Origin of the sequence: Streptosporangium sp. H16, assembly GCF_051918855.1 — a bacterium.
Classification (GTDB): domain Bacteria; phylum Actinomycetota; class Actinomycetes; order Streptosporangiales; family Streptosporangiaceae; genus Streptosporangium.
This window is the reverse complement of the sequence record NZ_JBPXMD010000038.1, coordinates 37,246-52,229: the sequence shown is the minus strand read 5'-3', so window position 1 is coordinate 52,229 and position 14,984 is coordinate 37,246. Positions and strand designations below refer to the sequence as shown.

Here is a 14,984-nt window from a genome sequence, read left to right as displayed (position 1 = left end):
TCCTCGGCGAACTCGGGCTCGGGCTCGCGTTCCATCAAACCATAGCATTGCTATGCAATATGATGACATGGTGAGGACGAGAAAATCGCGCGGTCGGCCCGCGGTCCGTCCTGCCCGTCGATCGCGCCGCGCGGGCGCTCCGGGCGCGATCAGCCCAGGCGGTGCTCGTACAGCTTCCGCAGTTCCTCGACGCGACCCTCGGGCCGGCGCCGGGGCTCGCCCTGGACGGCCGCGAAGAGCACCTCCAGGTGCGCCTGCCAGGCGGCGAGCGCCGTCGCGCGGAGATCGGCCAGTCGCGCGGGAACCGTCTGCGTCAGCACCACCCGGGTGCCCTGCGCGGGATCGTGCGCGAACTCCCAGCGCACCCGCCCCGCGGGCTCGCCGTCATGGAGCCAGTCGTACTCCAGGACGCGCGGCGCCCCGGCCTCCGTCACCGGGCCCGCGGGCACGTACGGGTTCGTGAGCCACGCCGGCGGCTCTGCGCCCGGCCGGGGGTCGTCCCGCTCGACGAGGACGTCCCACACCTCCTCGACGGGCTTCCACATCAGGTCGCGCGCGAACCTCACGAGGTGGCTGTCGCCGCTCTCCCGCGTCTCGCCCTCGGCCAGCCCGAAGACCTCGACGTAGGCCCCGATGCGGTCGGCCCAGCCGGAGGGCTGCTCGGAAGGCTGCTCGGAGGGCTCGCCGTCCAGCCTGGCCAGCAGCGCGACCAGGCAGACGTCCCAGCCCGCCGCGGTGCGGCCCGCGGTCAGCCGGCCGGCCCACCCGCCTCCCAGCGTGTGGGTGAAGACGAGACGGCACCCCGGCCCGTCGGGGAGCACCTCGAAACGCAGCACGTCCTGGTTCCAGCGGAAGGCGTACACCTTCGGGGGGTCGAACTCGAGGATCCGGCCGTGGGTGAGGTCGTCCCCGCCTTCGAAGGTGAAGCGCATCGCGGCGCCGACCACCTGCTCGGTCTCCACCGTCGCCGGGAACCAGTGGACCATCTCGGCCGGGTCGGTGACGGCCTTCCAGACCTTCTCCGGGGAGTGGGCCAGCCGCCGTTCGAAGCGCAGCACCGGCCGGTCGTCGACGGTCCGCAGGGTCGCCTGTTGTTCCTCCACTATGTTTCCCTTTCTTGGGTTTTGTCGGATTCCTGATGCCTTGTCAGGCCTCTTCCGGCATGGTGTCGAGGTGGCGTTCGAGCGCGTCCAGGCTGGTCTCCCACATGCTCCGGTAGGGCTCGAGCCAGGCGGCCATCTCGGCGAGCGGCTCCGGTCGCAGCCGGTACCACCGGCGCTGCGCGTCGTGCCTGACCTCGACCAGGCCCGCCTCGCGCAGGATCCTCAGGTGCTTCGACACCGTCGGCTGGGTCAGCGCGAGCCGCTCGACCAGGTCGCCCACGGGACGCTCGCCGGTGCGGAGCAGGTCGAGGATCTCCCGGCGCCGGGGCTCGGCCAGTACTTCGAATGTGGTTGCCACTTCGGCAATATAGCTGGATTGGCATATATCCTGTCAAGGAGCGTGGAAGGCGGTCCGGATGCCGCGCCCGGCGTACGGGATGGGAGTGCGCGCTCCGGCCGGGTTCCACGCGGGCGACGGGGCCGGCGGGGCGACCCGTGCGGCGATCCCGGGCCGGCCGGGGCGATTCGAGCCGTGGCGCCGGGGCCTCAGCGGGAGACGGTCTCGATCCTTCGCCTCCTGGCCATGACCACCACCACGATCGCGTAGAGGCCGAGCTGCACGACCGTTCCCGCCAGGGTCTGCCAGGGCACCGACCCCTGTTTCAGCGCCTCCGACAGGCTCCCGTCGGCTCCGCTGACCCCGAACGCCAGCACGTTGTTGGCCACGTGCAGGGCGATGGCGGCCTCCAGGCCGCCGGTCCGCACCGCCAGCCAGCCCATCAGCGCCCCGAAGGCGAAGACGTCGATGACGCCCCAGTCGATGTAGGCGTGCACCGCGGTGAAGCCGGCGGCGCTCAGCAGGATGCCGGGCCACGGGTTGGAGAGGAAGGCGCCGAACGCCTGGATCAGCCACCCCCGGAAGACGTACTCCTCGGCGGCGGCCTGGAAGGGCACCAGGAGCAGGGTGACGGCCAGGGCGGGAAGGAAGCGCTCCCAGCCCACCCAGCCGAACATGTCGCCGAGGTTCTTCCCGGTGGCGAGGTAGGTGACGGCGACCGCGGCCTGGCCCAGCACCACGGCGCCGACCGCCACCGCCGTGCACCGCGCCATCCACCGCCACCGCAGGCGGCCCACGACCGAGGAGAGGGTGCCGGGCGGGCGCCGCTGGATCCACGCCACCACGCCGTACACGACGGGCAGTACGGCCGCGATCGCGAGCAGGTTGATCCCCAGGTCGAACACCGGATCGGTGAAGATCTGCCCGTCGGATCCGCCTATCTCGACGCCCGCGACCACGCCGGCCGTCGCACCGCCGAGGATGACGGCGAGCCCGGCCAGCATGAGGCCCGCGAGGCCCACGGCCGTGCCCAGCACCGGCCGCCACCAGGCGTGCAGGCGGGTGCGCGCCAGCCGGTCGTAGCGGCTGCCGGGCGGTGCCGGCACCAGCCAGGGGTCGTGCCGGGACGGGGGCGGGAAATGCTCCACGGGTACGCCGGACGCGTCGGGAGCACCGGGAGCACCGGGAACGCCGAACCGGTGGGGCGGCGGGCCGGGAGGCTGGGCGGGGGGCTGGAGGGGCCCCGCCGCGGGCCGAGGGTCCTGGGGGACGTGCATGGCTTCGTTCCGTTCCGATGGATTCACGGAGTTCATGAGGGTTCATGAGGGTTCATGAGGTCGGAGGGCGGGACGCGCCTCATCGAGCTCGACGCTCCGCCCGGGATCCCGGTCCCCTTCGGGCACAACGACACCCGACGCCGTTCGGTTCCGCGCCGTTCCCTCCGGGGACGCCACGGGGCCTCGGCGGGCGATCCCGGTGGAGGCCCCGGCCCTGAGCTCTCGGAATCCGGTTTGAGCTGGTGTTTCGTGGATGGATCTCGCGGGGTGGGGTAGGTCGTCGATCAACGTCCACGACCGGTCGGCAACCTCCTCGGGGCCGAGGCCGGGGTCTCCACACCGGAGGGATCGAGATGAGTGAATACGAGCGTTCCCGTACGATCGCCGCACCGCCGGAGGTGGTGTTCGATCGGGCGGGCGATGTGGACAACCTCGACGAGTGGCTCCCGCACGACCTGCACGTGCACCCGGGAGACCTGCCCGCGGTGACGGTGCACGATGACACCGGCGGGCAGGACTCCACCGGGCAGGACTTCCGCGCGCTGCTGCGCACCGAGCGGGACCAGCTCCGGATGGAGTGGGGCACCCGCGACGACGGCAGCTACGCCGGGTGGCTCCAGGTGGCCGGCATCGGCGACGCCGAGAGCGAGGTGACGATCCACCTGTCCTTCTTCGACGAGGCGCACGCCCCGCCGGGCGCCGCGGTCGACCGGGCGCTCGGCGACAGCCTGGAGCGCCTCGCCGGTCAGGTCGACCGGCGAGGCGGCTGATCCCCTCCGGTGGCCGCGGGTGGGCGGCCGTACGCGACCGTACGCCGGGCCGGTCCGGCTCCGGCGGCCGGGCGGCTCGGCGGGCACACGACACCGTCCCAGCCGGGCCGCCCGGAGTGCCGGCCGCGTCCCCGAGCCGGCCCGCGTCACGTCCGGGAAGATCACGCCCCGCGGACGTTGGTCATGATCGCGTAGACCGAGCTGGAGGCGGTCATGAACAGCCAGTTGCGCTTGAGGCCGCCGAAGACCAGGTTGGAGGTCTTCTCGGGAAGCCTGAGCCTGCCGATCAGGGTGCCGTCCGGGGCGAAACAGTGCAGCCCCTCGTGCGTCGCCGCCCAGATCCGGCCGGCGGTGTCGAGCCTGATCCCGTCGAGGCCGCCCGCCGAGCATTCCGCGAGCACCCTGCCGTTCTCCAGCGCGGCGCCGCGCACGTCGAAGACCCGCAGATGCCCGTGGCGAGTGTCGGCGACGTAGAGCAGGGACTCGTCCGGCGAGAAGGCCAGGCCGTTGGGGCGGGCGAAGTCGTCGGCCACCGCCGTGACCTCTCCGGTGGCGGGGTCGAGACGGTAGACCTGGTCGTTGCCGATCTCGCTTTCCGCGCGGTGGCCCTCGTAGTCGCTGGTGATGCCGTAACTGGGGTCGGTGAACCAGACGGAGTCGTCCGACCTGACCACCACGTCGTTGGGGCTGTTGAGACGCTTGCCCTGCCAGCTGTCGGCGATGACGGTGATGGAGCCGTCGTGCTCGGTACGGGTCACCCGCCGGTTGCCGTGCTCGCAGGAGATCAGCCGGCCCTGCCGGTCGAGAGTGTGACCGTTGCTGTACCCGGCCGGGGCGCGGAAGGGGCCGACGTTCCCGGTCATCTCATCCCATCGGAGCATCCTGTCGTTGGGGATGTCGCTCCACAGCAGATAGCGGCCCGCCGCGACGTAGGTGGGACCCTCGGCCCATCGGCAACCGTGGTGGATCCGCTCGATCCGCTCGTCGCCCCCGACGCCGACGAACCGTTCGTCGAACGCCTCGAACTCCGCTGGGATAGATTCCATCATGCAATCCTCCTTGATCACAGAATATGATACGGCGATGGATAAGATTGACAAGACGTTGGTCAGCCTCCTTCAGGTCGATGCCGGTCAGTCTTACGCCGCGCTCGGCGCCGCGGTGGGGCTGTCGAGCGGCGCCGCGCACGAGCGGGTGCGCAAGCTGCGCGAACGGGGGCTGATCCGGCGGACGACCATCGACGTCGATCCCGTCGCCGCGGGCAGGGGCGTGTTGTCGTTCGTGCTCGTGGAGGGGGACGCGTGGATGGGCGCGTCGGGCGAGGCCCTGCTGGCGATTCCCGAGATCGAGGAGGCGCACGTCATCGCGGGCCCGGCGTCACTGCTGGTCAAGGTGCGTACGGCGAGCACCCGGGAACTGCAGGAGGTGCTGCGCGGGATCTTCCAGATCGAGGGGGTGACCGGGACGCGAACCATCATGGTGCTGGAGAGCTTCTTCGAGCGTGGCCTGCATGTTCCTCACTAGGGTGTGCGAAGGCCTCGTGACCTGAGCTCGCCTCCCCGGAGCCGGAGCCGGAGCCGGAGCCGGGGCCAGGGCAGAGGGCCTCACCGGGAGCCGGGACGGGCGGGCGTCGCGTTCGGGCCGGGGCAGCGGGAAGCCCTCGGCCGCCGACGCGCCGGTCACTACCGGCGGAGGTCCTCGCTGGTGCCGAGCCCGGAGCGGTGAGCGATGACGGCCAGCGCCGTGCGGTCCCGCGCGTCGAGTTTGGTCAGGATCCGGCTGACGTAGGTGCGTACGGTGGCCGGGCTGATGAAGAGCGCGGCGGCGATCCTGTCGTTGGTCTCGGCATGACCGATGCGGGCCAGGACGGCGAGTTCCCGTTCGGTCAGCGTGGCCAGCCGCGGGTCCGGCTCCGGCGGTCGCGGGGTCTGGGCGAGACGTTCCATGACGCGCCGGGCGATCGCGGGGGAGAGCACGTTGCCGCCTCCCGCGGCCGTGCGCACCGCCTTGCGGAGGTCCTCCGACGGGGTGTCCTTGAGAAGGTAACCGGCGGCTCCCACGGTGACGGCCTCGACGATGTCCTCCTCGTCGTCGAACGTGGTCAGGATCAGCACCCGCGAGCCCCTCAGGGACTCGTCGGCGCGGATGGCCGCGGTCGCCTGGAGCCCGTCCATGCCGGGCATGCGGATGTCCATGAGCACGACGTCCGGGTGGAGCTCCCGGACGCGGGAGAGCGCGGCACGCCCCTCCGAGGCCTCACCGACGACGGTGATGCCCGGATCGTTCTCGAGGAGTGTCCGCAGTCCCGCTCGCACGAGCTCCTGATCGTCGACGATGACCACGCCTATCATGACGTCCTCTCCAGGGGGAGGACGGCCCGGACCGCGAATCCCGCGGACTCGCGTCCGGCCGTCAGGGTGCCGCCGAGGGTCTCGGCCCGCTCGCGCATCCCGGCGATGCCGTGTCCCGAGCCGATGCCGTGTCCCGAGCCGATGCCGTGTCCCGAGCCGATGCCGTGTCCCGGGCCGACGCCGTGACCTGAGCCGATGCCGTGTCCGGGACCGATGCCGTGTCCGGGACCGATGTCGTGGTCCGGGCCGCCGTCACGGACCTGCCCGGGACCGTCGTCGACGACGGACAGGCGCAGGACCGCGCCGTCGTCGAGCGCGGTGATGCGGGCACGGGTGCCGCGGGAGTGCTTGACGATGTTGGTGACCGCCTCCTGGACGATCCTGAACGCCGAGGCGTCCACCGTCGCGGGAAGCTCGGCGGTGACGCGCATCTCGATGTCGATCTCGATCCCCGCGGCCGCGGCGGTCTCGCGGAGTGTGTCGACGCTGGACAACGAGACGACCGACCTCGCGTCCTCGTCCGGGGTACGGAGCAGGGCGACGGTTCTGCGCAGCTCGCTCATCGTGCGGGTGGTGGTGGACTTGATCAGGTCGAGAGCCGCCCGGGTCTGCGACTCGTCGCGGCCGAGCGACTCGCGGGCGACATCGGCGTGCAGGGAGATCACGGAGGTCGTGTGGCCGATCGAGTCGTGCAGATCACGCGCGATGGCCAGGCGTTCGGCGTGCAGCCGGGCGTCCGCTTCCTGCCGGTACCGCTGGGCGGTGAGCTCGGCGATCCGTCTCGCTCCCGCCTGCGCGTTTCGCCGCGATCTCAGGCTGTCTCCCAGGGCGATCGCCGCGGCCATGAGCAGGATGTGCCCGGCCAGTTCGTACCCGACGACGAACGAGAAGTCATCTCCCTCGGCCAGTCGGAAGAACAGCGAGACCGCGATCACGACGGTGGCGGTGACGACGGCATGGACGAGACGGCCGAACTCGGCCGCCGAGAACAGCGCCGCGGCGACGGGGACCGCGATCCCGACGGCCGGATAGCCGGCGGCGTAGTAGGCGAACAGTCCCAGGGCGGTGACGGCGAGCACGGTCACCGGGTGGCGTCGCCGGGCGAGCATCAGCGCCCCCAGCCCCACGGCCCACAGATGGGCGATCGCGTCCGGGCTCTGCCGTCCTCCCTGGCCGGCGGAGATGACGATCGACACGATGAGAGCGACGCCCGCACCGATCAGGGCGTCGACCGCCCAGGGCGGAAGTCTCCTCAGTGCCTGCCCGTACCGCTCTTCGATCATGAATTCACCCTATGGCGCCGTCCCGTCGCTCCGCGTCCCGCGTGAGGCGACGCCGGCGGTCGCCTCTCGACGTACCGGCATCGAGACCGGAGACGGATGTGCCGCGTCCCCGGCGCTTCCTAGCGTGAGGCCATGACCTCTCGAAACGCCCTGCCGCGTCAACCGCTCGCCTCCAGACGCCCGGTCCTCGGGCTGCCCGTGCTCGCCGTGATCGGACTCGCTCTCCTCGCGGTGCCCCGGGTCGTGCTTCACGACCTGGACGTCATCCACGAGGGTACCTTCGTGAACGCCCTGTTCGTCTTCGTACCTCTGGTCGTCTGGATCGCGGTCGCCCTCTGGAGGAGGGTGCCCAACCCCTTCCTCACCCTCCTCGTCGTGGGCCTGTTCTACGGCGTCTTCCTGGCCGCGGGACATCAGCTGCTCTGGAACTCCGCGTTCGGCGGCAACCCGCCCACGCTCGGCGGAAACCTGAGCGACCTCGCCCCGGCCACGCAGTCCGCCATCCTGCGACTCTTCGCCGCGATCAGCAGTGTCTTCACCGGTGTGATCGTCGGAGCGATCACCGGCCTCGTCGCCTGGGGACTCGGCAAGGTCGTTCCCTCCGGCCCCCGGACGCCCTGAACGGGACGCGGCCCTCCCGGTGCCCCGGACCGGGCGTGACCCTCCCGGTCCGCCGGACGGGACGCGTGTCTCCGGCAGTGCGTGACGAACGGCGTCTTCCGCTGTTCAGGGGCCCCTATCGGCCCGGCCGCAGGCCCCCGGTTCCCGGAGGAGCGTGTCTAAACTGGTTCGCATGATCTCTCGGAGCGAACTGTTCGCGGGTGCCGCCACCTACTACGCGCGTTACCGGCACGGCTACGAAACAGAGATCATCGACTACATCGCGGACATGCTGGACCTCGACGACCGGGTACGGGTGCTGGACCTCGGGTGCGGTCCGGGCACGCTGGCGATCCCCCTCGCGTCCCGGGCCGGGGAGATCCTGGCCGTGGACCCCAGCGAGGAGATGCTCGCCGAGGGGGCCCGGTGGGGCACGCCCGGCATCCGCTGGCTGCGGGGCGACTCCTCGACGCTCGGGGAGCTGCCGCTCGGCCCGGTCGACCACGTCGTCATGGGCCGTTCCTTCCACTGGATGGAGCGCGAGCGGGTGCTCCGGTATTTCGACGGGCTGCTCCCCGCGCACGGGGCGGTCGTCCTGGCCGGTCCCACCACCGACCCGGTCGAGCCGCCCTGGGAGCCGGTGGTGCAGGCCGTACGGCAGACGTTCGGCCTGGAGTGGCGGGCGAACAGCGAGGAGTACGCCCAGAGCGGGCGGCACCACCAGGAGGTGCTGCGCGAGTCGGTGTTCCACCGGCTGGAGTCCCGGTGTTTCGTCCGTACGGTCCGGCAGTCCGTCGACGAGATCGTGGGGTTGCAGCTGTCGTTCTCCTACTCCTCGCCCGCGCGGCTCGGTGAGCGCCTGCCCGCGTTCACGGAGGCGGTGCGCGAGGCACTGGCCGCGGTGAACCCGTCGGGGGAGTGGCCGGAGGAGGTCGTCACCGAGATAGTCGTCGCGCGCAGGTCGTGACACGGGTCGTGACGGCCGCCGCACGCGTGTCTCGAACGCCCCGTTCGCCCGGTCGCGCCTCGTGGCGGCGCCGGGCCTGAGGGGCCCGCGGTGGCGAGAATGAATCCGGGGCGGTCCGGACGGCGACCGCCCCGGGGCCGACGGGGCCGGAAGACCGATCAGGTCAGATAGTCGCGCAGGGCCCGCGAGCGCGAGGGGTGGCGCAGCTTCGTCATGGTCTTGGACTCGATCTGCCGGATGCGCTCGCGGGTCACCCCGTAGGCGCGCCCGATCTCCTCCAGTGTCTTGGGCCGGCCGTCGCCGAGCCCGAACCGCATCGCCACCACCCCGGCCTCACGCTCGGACAGCGCCTCCAGGATCGTGTGCAGCTGCTCCTGCAGCAGCGCCGAGGCCACCGCGTCCTCGGGGGTGATCGCCTCGGAGTCCTCGATGAGGTCGCCGAACTCGCTGTCGCCCTCGGTGCCCAGCGGGCTGTGCAGGGAGATCGGCTCTCGCCCGTACCCCTGGACCTCGACGACCCGCTCCGGGGTCATCTCCAGCTCCACGGCCAATTCCTCGGGGGTGGGCTCGCGGCCCAGGTCGGTCGTCATCTGCCGGTGCACGCGCGCCAGCTTGTTGATCACTTCGACCATGTGCACGGGGATGCGGATGGTGCGGGCCTGGTCGGCGAGCGCCCGGGTGATCGCCTGCTTGATCCACCAGGTGGCGTACGTGGAGAACTTGAATCCCTTGGTGTAGTCGAACTTCTCCACGGCGCGAATCAGCCCCAGGTTGCCCTCCTGGATCAGGTCCAGGAACAGCATGCCCCGGCCGGTGTGGCGCTTGGCCAGCGACACCACCAGGCGCAGATTGGCCTCCAGCAGGTGGTTCTTGGCCCGGTGGCCGTCCTCGGCGAGCCATTCGAGCTCCGCGCGCACGTCGGGCTGGAGCCGGTCGCCGTCGTTGAGTCGTTCGGTGGCGAACAGCCCGGCCTCGATGCGCCTGGCGAGCTCGACCTCCTGCTCGGCGTTGAGGAGGGGAATCCTGCCGATCTGCTTGAGATAGTCCTTCACCGGGTCGGTGCTCGCCCCGACGGTCGCCTCCAGGGCTGCGGGCGCCTCGTCGTCGTCGGTCAGGACCAGGTCCTCTTCCTCAACCTCGACAACCTCAACGGTGCCTTCCACGGTGGCGGCTTCCATGGCGTTCACACCTTCCCCAGGTCTGGTCAGATACAACAACCCGTGCAGTTCAAGGTACGTCCCGCGACGGTGTGCTGTGGCGCCTGGCTCGCCGTCGCGTCCTTCGCTGGGAGCGGAGAGCTCCGCCGCCGGGATCTCTCGCGAAGGGCGCGGCTGTCCCGTTCGACGCCGAACGGTCGCCGGGCCGCCTTCCCGGCGGGGGAGGCGGCCCGGCGGATCTTCCGGCGACGCTGCGGGCGTTGCCGTGATGGTGGGCGGACGCGTGATGGTGGGCGGACGGGGGAGGGAGGGGGAGCGGAGGCCGGATCTCGCCGAACCCCGCCGGACCCCGCCGGGTCAGGGCGAACCAGAACGGATCAGGCCATATCAGGACGGATCGCGCCGGATCAGGCCGGGAAGTCGTTCGGGTTGACGCCGGTCGTCCGGGCGTTGCCGCCCCTGACCGGATTGAGGGTCAGGGTCCAGATGGTCGCGCTGGACGAGGTCGTGGTGAACCTCAGCTTGCTGGTGAAGCGCTGGTAGGAGGGGGAGCTGGTGAACCTGCCCCGGGAGGTGCTGAACCGGTAACCGGAGGTGAAGAAGATCGTGTAGGTGCCGTCCCTGACATCGCGGACGGAGGCCGTCGACCGGGCGCGGACGTAGATGCTGATCGCCTTGGACCTGCCGCGGACCAGCGTGACGACGGCGTCCCTGCGGGTGCCGTTCTTGACCTTCAGCGTGCCCCGCCCGCCGCTGATGCGGTCGTAGAGGATCTTTCCGTTACCCGGTCGCGCGGCGGCCTCGGTCGAGGAGACGGCGACGGTTTCCCGGGTCGAGGCGGTCGCGGGGGCGGCGACGGAGCCGGCCAGCAGAACGGACGCGAGGACGGCTCCCGCGAGGTGGCGTAAACGAATCATTGCGCAAATATGGCCAATTCCTGGTTGCCGGTCAAAGCAATTCACGCCCGCGGTGACTCTTTGGGTGATTTGTATAGGTATTTCGGTCCTCCGGTGAGCACCCGGGCGGTGTGCGGGCTCCGGCGGCCTCCGGTCCGGGGCCCCGCCTGCTCCGAGCCGCGGCACCGCCCGGTTTCGGCGGTCAATGTCGTTTTCTGGTGGTCTTCGAGGGGCGAGGGAAGGTCAATACAATTCGTCTGATGTCGATGACCCCGATGACCCCGATGACCCCGATGATCGCGAGGATGAAAGTCATGCAGTGGCCGGTACCTCGATCCGCGCGGGCCGGGGCACCGGTCGCGCGGGCCGCCCGGCGCGGCGCGGGTCTGGTCGCGGGGGGCGTGACGGGTGTCGCCGAGCTCTGCTTCCTGTGCGTCGCGGGCGGGCTGTTCGCGGTCCTGGCGGCGTGGCCCGCGGGCCGGCGCGCCGCCCGGCGCTTCGCGGCGGCGGGAACGGCACGGCTGGTCGCGCTGGAACGCGCCCGGCTGGCGGCGTGCTTCGACCACGGCACCGGCGTGTGGTCCGGCCACGGGACCGGCGGGGGGCCGGCGAGGAGCGCGTACGGCTACCTCGCGCTGCGGGCGGCGTTCGGCACGTTCGCGAGCCTGCTGACCTTCACCGGTCTCTTCGTCGGCCTGCTGTTCCTGGCCGGCGGCGTCGGGGAACTGCTCTCCGGCGCGTCGTCCCCGGTCCCGCTGCGGTATCCCGGCGTGCGCCTGACGGTCGACAGCGGGCCGCTGGGCACCGCCTACGGGCTGGTCCTGCTGGGGCTGGCCGCGCTGTGCGGCGCGGCGACGGTGGCCGCGGAGCGGCGGCTGGCCGCGTACTTCGCCGGTCCCGGGGAGCGGGAGGCGATGCGCCGCCGCATCGCGGAGCTGACCGCCACCCGCAGCGGCATCGTGCGGGCCGTCGACGACGAGCGGCGGCGCATCGAGCGTGACCTGCACGACGGCGTCCAGCAGAGGGGCGTGGCCCTGGGAATGCTGCTGGGCCGGGCTCGGCACGGCGCCGACCCGGCCGCGGTCGCCGCCCTCGTGGACCAGGCGTACGCGGAGTCACGCCGCCTCCTCGACGAGCTGCGCGGCGTGGCCTGGCGGATCTACCCGGCCGCGCTGGACGAGCTGGGCCTGCGCGCGGCCCTGGCCGGGGTGGCGGAACGGGCGGGCGTGCCGGTGACCGTCCGCTACGGTCTCGCGGAACGCCCGGTGTCGGAGATCGAGACGGCCGTCTACTTCGTGGCCCGCGAGGCCATCGCCAACGCCGCGAAACACGCGGGTGCCGGCGGCGTCCTGGTGGTCCTGAGCGAGGACGAGCACGCGGTGACCGTGGAGATCTCCGACGACGGCCGGGGCGGGGCGGATCCCGCCGGCGGCGGGCTGTCCGGGCTGGAGCGACGGGTTCTGGCGCTGGACGGCGCCTTCGAGGTGGACAGTCCCCCCGGTGGCCCCACCAGGGTCACGGCGACGCTGCCCCGCGGCGGGTCCGAACGCCCGGAGCCGTCATGAGGCTGGTCCTCGCCGACGACTCCGTGCTGTTCCGCGAGGGCCTGGTCCGTCTCCTGGAGGAGGCGGGTCACGAGGTGGTGGCGGCGGTGGGCGACTCCGCGGGGCTGCTCGAGGCCGTGGACGGGCACCGCCCCGACGTGGCGATCGTGGACGTGCGCATGCCGCCGGGCCAGGCGGGCGAGGGGCTGCGGGCCTCGCTGACGATCCGGGAGCGCCGGCCGGGCGTGGGCGTGCTCGTGCTGTCGCAGTACGTCGAGACGGCCTACGCCGCCCGGCTGCTCGCCGGAGCCCCCGAGGGGCTGGGGTACCTGCTCAAGGACCGGGTGACCGAGGTGGGCGAGTTCCTGGAGTCGCTGGAGCGGGTCCGCGCGGGCGGGACGGTCTTCGACCCGGAGGTGGTCCGGCGGCTGCTCGCCCGCACCACCCGCACCGACCCGCTGAGCAGGCTCACCCGGCGGGAGTCCCAGGTGCTGGAGCAACTGGCCCAGGGGCTCGTCAACGCCGCGATCGCCGAGCGCCTGCACGTGTCGCAGAGCACGGTGGAGAAGCACATCAACGCGATCTTCGACAAGTTCGGGCTGTCGCGCACCCCCGGCTACAGCCGGCGCGTCCTGGCCATCCTGCGCTATCTGGACGGCTGAGCGGCGCCGGGCGCGGGCGCCCGGCACGTCCGGACCAGGTGGCCGATCCGTACGAGGACCAGGACCACGCAGGCCCCGGTGGCGAGGACGAGCCAGAGCATGAAGGACGGGTAGATGTAGGCCACCTGCGTCCAGGTGATGTCCTTCCCTCTGGCCAGCAGCCCGAAGACGTCGGTGATCGTCAGGCACAGCACCCCCGGCAGCGCGTACGGCAGCAGCCGCGCCGCCGCGCGCCACGCCGGGTGACCGGCACGCCGCGCCGCCCACCGGCGGGAGCGGGCCAGCCCGCGGCCCGCCAGCAGGAGCGTCACGGCGGCGACCGCCGCGACGGCGAGGTCGATGATCAGGTACGGGGGGATCGAGGGGGGCGCCTTGGGCTCCTGCCCCTCGGCCATGGCGACCAGCGCGTCCGCGACGGCGTCGCTGTCGCCGTACGTCGTGCCGGTGTTGGCCATCACCACGATGCCGTACCCCGACCGGGGCAGGAGCCTCTGCTGGGCCGTCGCGGTGAGCAGGTCGCCGCCGTGCTCGACGACCGGCGAGCCGTTTCCCGTCGTGCCGATCGCCCAGCCCAGGGCGTAGGAGTTTTTGATCTTGGACGGGGTGCGCATCTCCGCGACGCTCGCGGCGGAGACGACGCGGACGCCGCCCGGACCGGCTCCCTCGCCGTTCTGCATGATCATCCACTGGGCCATGTCCCTCGCGCTGCTGATCACCCCGCCGGAGCCGTTGCCGAACCCCGGGGGCTCGGGAAGGGCGAGCGTGGCGCCGAGCAGGTGGAGGTGGCCCCGCGCGCTCGCGGGGAGGTCGCGCTCGGTGTCGATCGTGGTGCTGTTCCGCATGCCGAGTGGGCCGAACACGTGTTTTCCGAGGTAACCGGCGAAGGGCACGCCGCTCGCCACCTCGACCAGGCGCGCGGCGACCTGGAAGTTGGTGTTGTGGTAGCTCCACCGCGTGCCGGGGTCGGCGGCCAGCCTCGCCCCCCTCAGCCGCGCGACGGCCTCGCGGAGTGATCGGGGCTGGGGCAGGCTCCTCTCGGGAAAGGCCTGGTCGGCCATGCCCGAGGTCTGGTCAAGCAACTGGCGGACGGTGATGCGGGCCGCCCGCGGATCGGCCATCACGAACTCGGGGAGCCGGACGCGCACCGGTTCGTCGAGCCTGACCACCCCCTTCTCCGCCAGTTGCATGACGGCCAGGGAGGTGAAGGACTTGCTGAGCGACGCGGTCGCCATGGGGGTGTCCGCCGTGACGGGATCGCCGGAGGAGGTACGGCCGTAGCCGGCGACGTGGACGACCTCGTTTCCCCTGGTGACGGCGACGGCGACCCCCGGCAGTCCGGTCGACTTCCGGTAGGCGTTCACGAAACGGTCGACGGCCGCGGGATCGATCTCCCGGAGGGCGGTATCCGTCCCCGCCGATGACACCGGCACCGATGACGCCGCCGTGAACGGGGCCGCTGCGAACGAGGCCGACGCCGACGACGCCGACGCGAACGGGACCGGTGCGAACGAGGCCGCCGTCAGAAGGGCCGTCGCGAACATGGCGGCGCGGGCCACCGGGCGGCGGCCGGCGAGACGCCGGGGGAGCGGGCTGTTTGTGATCTTGAATTCGGGCACCAGTCGACGCTACGAACACCGCTACGCCCGGACCATTGTGAGATCCCTCCGCGTTCCCCTGCGAAAAACCACAGGTTCCCCGGGTGCCGGGACTCCCTGCCGTCCCGCACTTGCGGGCCGCGGGAGACCCGCGAAGCCGGGAGACCTCGTGGCGGTGGGAAACCCTCCGACGCTGGAAAGAAACATCGGACCGTTCCAGGAGGGCGTGCTCGCCCGCGATCCAGATCGACTCACCTGTCAGCCTCTGCCGGTCGATATATCGTTCAAAGCCATTCTGTAGGCATATTTTTGCGAAAATAAGTAGAAACATTGCGGACATCTGTCCGCCATCTTATGGTGTGCACAGCGCCGTTCGCCGACCCCCCCCGGCGACGGCGGTATCCTCCCCGCCCCCACCCGGCTGGATCGCGGTGACCGCACG

General features: G+C 71.6%; 14 protein-coding genes and 1 pseudogene. 6 read left to right on the top strand and 9 right to left on the bottom strand.

The window, feature by feature from the left end; all coding sequences use genetic code 11:
- Positions 1-149 precede the first annotated feature (149 nt).
- The 3 genes from ACTOQ2_RS37790 to ACTOQ2_RS37780 all read right to left on the bottom strand — a co-directional run bounded on the left by ACTOQ2_RS37790 (position 150) and on the right by ACTOQ2_RS37780 (position 2,717).
- A complete protein-coding gene (locus tag ACTOQ2_RS37790) occupies positions 150-1,103 on the bottom strand; it encodes an SRPBCC family protein (protein ID WP_440105842.1) in 954 nt (317 codons plus the stop codon).
- 43 nt (positions 1,104-1,146) lie between these two features.
- Positions 1,147-1,461: an ArsR/SmtB family transcription factor gene (locus tag ACTOQ2_RS37785; RefSeq protein ID WP_362691272.1), complete on the bottom strand. Its 315-nt coding sequence runs from the start codon at positions 1,459-1,461 to the stop codon at positions 1,147-1,149.
- 188 nt (positions 1,462-1,649) lie between these two features.
- The gene (locus tag ACTOQ2_RS37780; RefSeq protein WP_440105840.1) at positions 1,650-2,717 is read right to left on the bottom strand and encodes a lysostaphin resistance A-like protein; all 1,068 of its coding nucleotides are present in this window, start codon (positions 2,715-2,717) and stop codon (positions 1,650-1,652) included.
- 353 nt (positions 2,718-3,070) lie between these two features.
- On the opposite strand from ACTOQ2_RS37780, the gene ACTOQ2_RS37775 reads away from it, so the two are divergent.
- Positions 3,071-3,487, top strand: coding sequence for an SRPBCC family protein (locus ACTOQ2_RS37775; RefSeq protein ID WP_440105838.1), 417 nt, complete (start codon positions 3,071-3,073; stop codon positions 3,485-3,487).
- A gap of 161 nt (positions 3,488-3,648) precedes the next feature.
- On the opposite strand, the gene ACTOQ2_RS37770 is transcribed toward ACTOQ2_RS37775, so the two are convergent.
- Positions 3,649-4,533: an SMP-30/gluconolactonase/LRE family protein gene (locus tag ACTOQ2_RS37770; protein ID WP_440105836.1), complete on the bottom strand. Its 885-nt coding sequence runs from the start codon at positions 4,531-4,533 to the stop codon at positions 3,649-3,651.
- A 37-nt stretch (positions 4,534-4,570) separates the two neighbouring features.
- Between ACTOQ2_RS37770 and ACTOQ2_RS37765 the strand changes: the two genes are divergently transcribed.
- Complete coding sequence (locus ACTOQ2_RS37765) at positions 4,571-5,011, top strand: Lrp/AsnC family transcriptional regulator (RefSeq protein ID WP_440073596.1); 441 nt, start codon at positions 4,571-4,573, stop codon at positions 5,009-5,011.
- A gap of 158 nt (positions 5,012-5,169) precedes the next feature.
- Here the strand turns inward: ACTOQ2_RS37765 and ACTOQ2_RS37760 are convergent, their stop codons facing one another.
- Both ACTOQ2_RS37760 and ACTOQ2_RS37755 read right to left on the bottom strand, forming a co-directional pair.
- Positions 5,170-5,838 carry a response regulator gene (locus tag ACTOQ2_RS37760; RefSeq protein ID WP_440105834.1) on the bottom strand — a complete coding sequence of 223 codons (669 nt, stop codon included), beginning with the start codon at positions 5,836-5,838 and terminating at the stop codon, positions 5,170-5,172.
- The gene (locus ACTOQ2_RS37755) at positions 5,835-7,121 is read right to left on the bottom strand and encodes a sensor histidine kinase (RefSeq protein ID WP_440105832.1); all 1,287 of its coding nucleotides are present in this window, start codon (positions 7,119-7,121) and stop codon (positions 5,835-5,837) included. The genes ACTOQ2_RS37760 and ACTOQ2_RS37755 overlap by 4 nt, the downstream gene beginning before the upstream one ends.
- Positions 7,122-7,253: 132 nt before the next feature.
- Here ACTOQ2_RS37755 and ACTOQ2_RS37750 point away from each other — a divergent pair, with 132 nt between their 5' ends.
- Complete coding sequence (locus tag ACTOQ2_RS37750; RefSeq protein ID WP_440105830.1) at positions 7,254-7,742, top strand: hypothetical protein; 489 nt, start codon at positions 7,254-7,256, stop codon at positions 7,740-7,742.
- 172 nt (positions 7,743-7,914) lie between these two features.
- Complete coding sequence (locus ACTOQ2_RS37745; protein WP_440105828.1) at positions 7,915-8,688, top strand: class I SAM-dependent methyltransferase; 774 nt, start codon at positions 7,915-7,917, stop codon at positions 8,686-8,688.
- 158 nt (positions 8,689-8,846) lie between these two features.
- Here ACTOQ2_RS37745 and ACTOQ2_RS37740 read toward each other — a convergent pair.
- Together ACTOQ2_RS37740 and ACTOQ2_RS37735 are read right to left on the bottom strand one after the other, a co-directional pair.
- Positions 8,847-9,815 (bottom strand): annotated as a pseudogene (locus ACTOQ2_RS37740) (RNA polymerase sigma factor); the annotation flags it as partial.
- Between the two features lie 437 nt (positions 9,816-10,252).
- Positions 10,253-10,762 (bottom strand): hypothetical protein, encoded by a 510-nt coding sequence (locus ACTOQ2_RS37735; RefSeq protein ID WP_440105826.1) that lies wholly within the window; start codon positions 10,760-10,762, stop codon positions 10,253-10,255.
- A gap of 239 nt (positions 10,763-11,001) precedes the next feature.
- On the opposite strand from ACTOQ2_RS37735, the gene ACTOQ2_RS37730 reads away from it, so the two are divergent.
- Together ACTOQ2_RS37730 and ACTOQ2_RS37725 are read left to right on the top strand one after the other, a co-directional pair.
- Positions 11,002-12,306 carry a sensor histidine kinase gene (locus tag ACTOQ2_RS37730; RefSeq protein ID WP_440105824.1) on the top strand — a complete coding sequence of 435 codons (1,305 nt, stop codon included), beginning with the start codon at positions 11,002-11,004 and terminating at the stop codon, positions 12,304-12,306.
- Complete coding sequence (locus ACTOQ2_RS37725) at positions 12,303-12,947, top strand: response regulator transcription factor (RefSeq protein ID WP_440105822.1); 645 nt, start codon at positions 12,303-12,305, stop codon at positions 12,945-12,947. Before ACTOQ2_RS37730 ends, ACTOQ2_RS37725 begins: the two co-directional genes overlap by 4 nt.
- Here ACTOQ2_RS37725 and ACTOQ2_RS37720 read toward each other — a convergent pair.
- On the bottom strand, positions 12,932-14,563 hold the full coding sequence (locus ACTOQ2_RS37720; RefSeq protein ID WP_440105820.1) for a serine hydrolase domain-containing protein: 1,632 nt from the start codon (positions 14,561-14,563) through the stop codon (positions 12,932-12,934). The two genes, ACTOQ2_RS37725 and ACTOQ2_RS37720, sit on opposite strands and share 16 nt — an antisense overlap.
- Positions 14,564-14,984 lie beyond the last annotated feature (421 nt).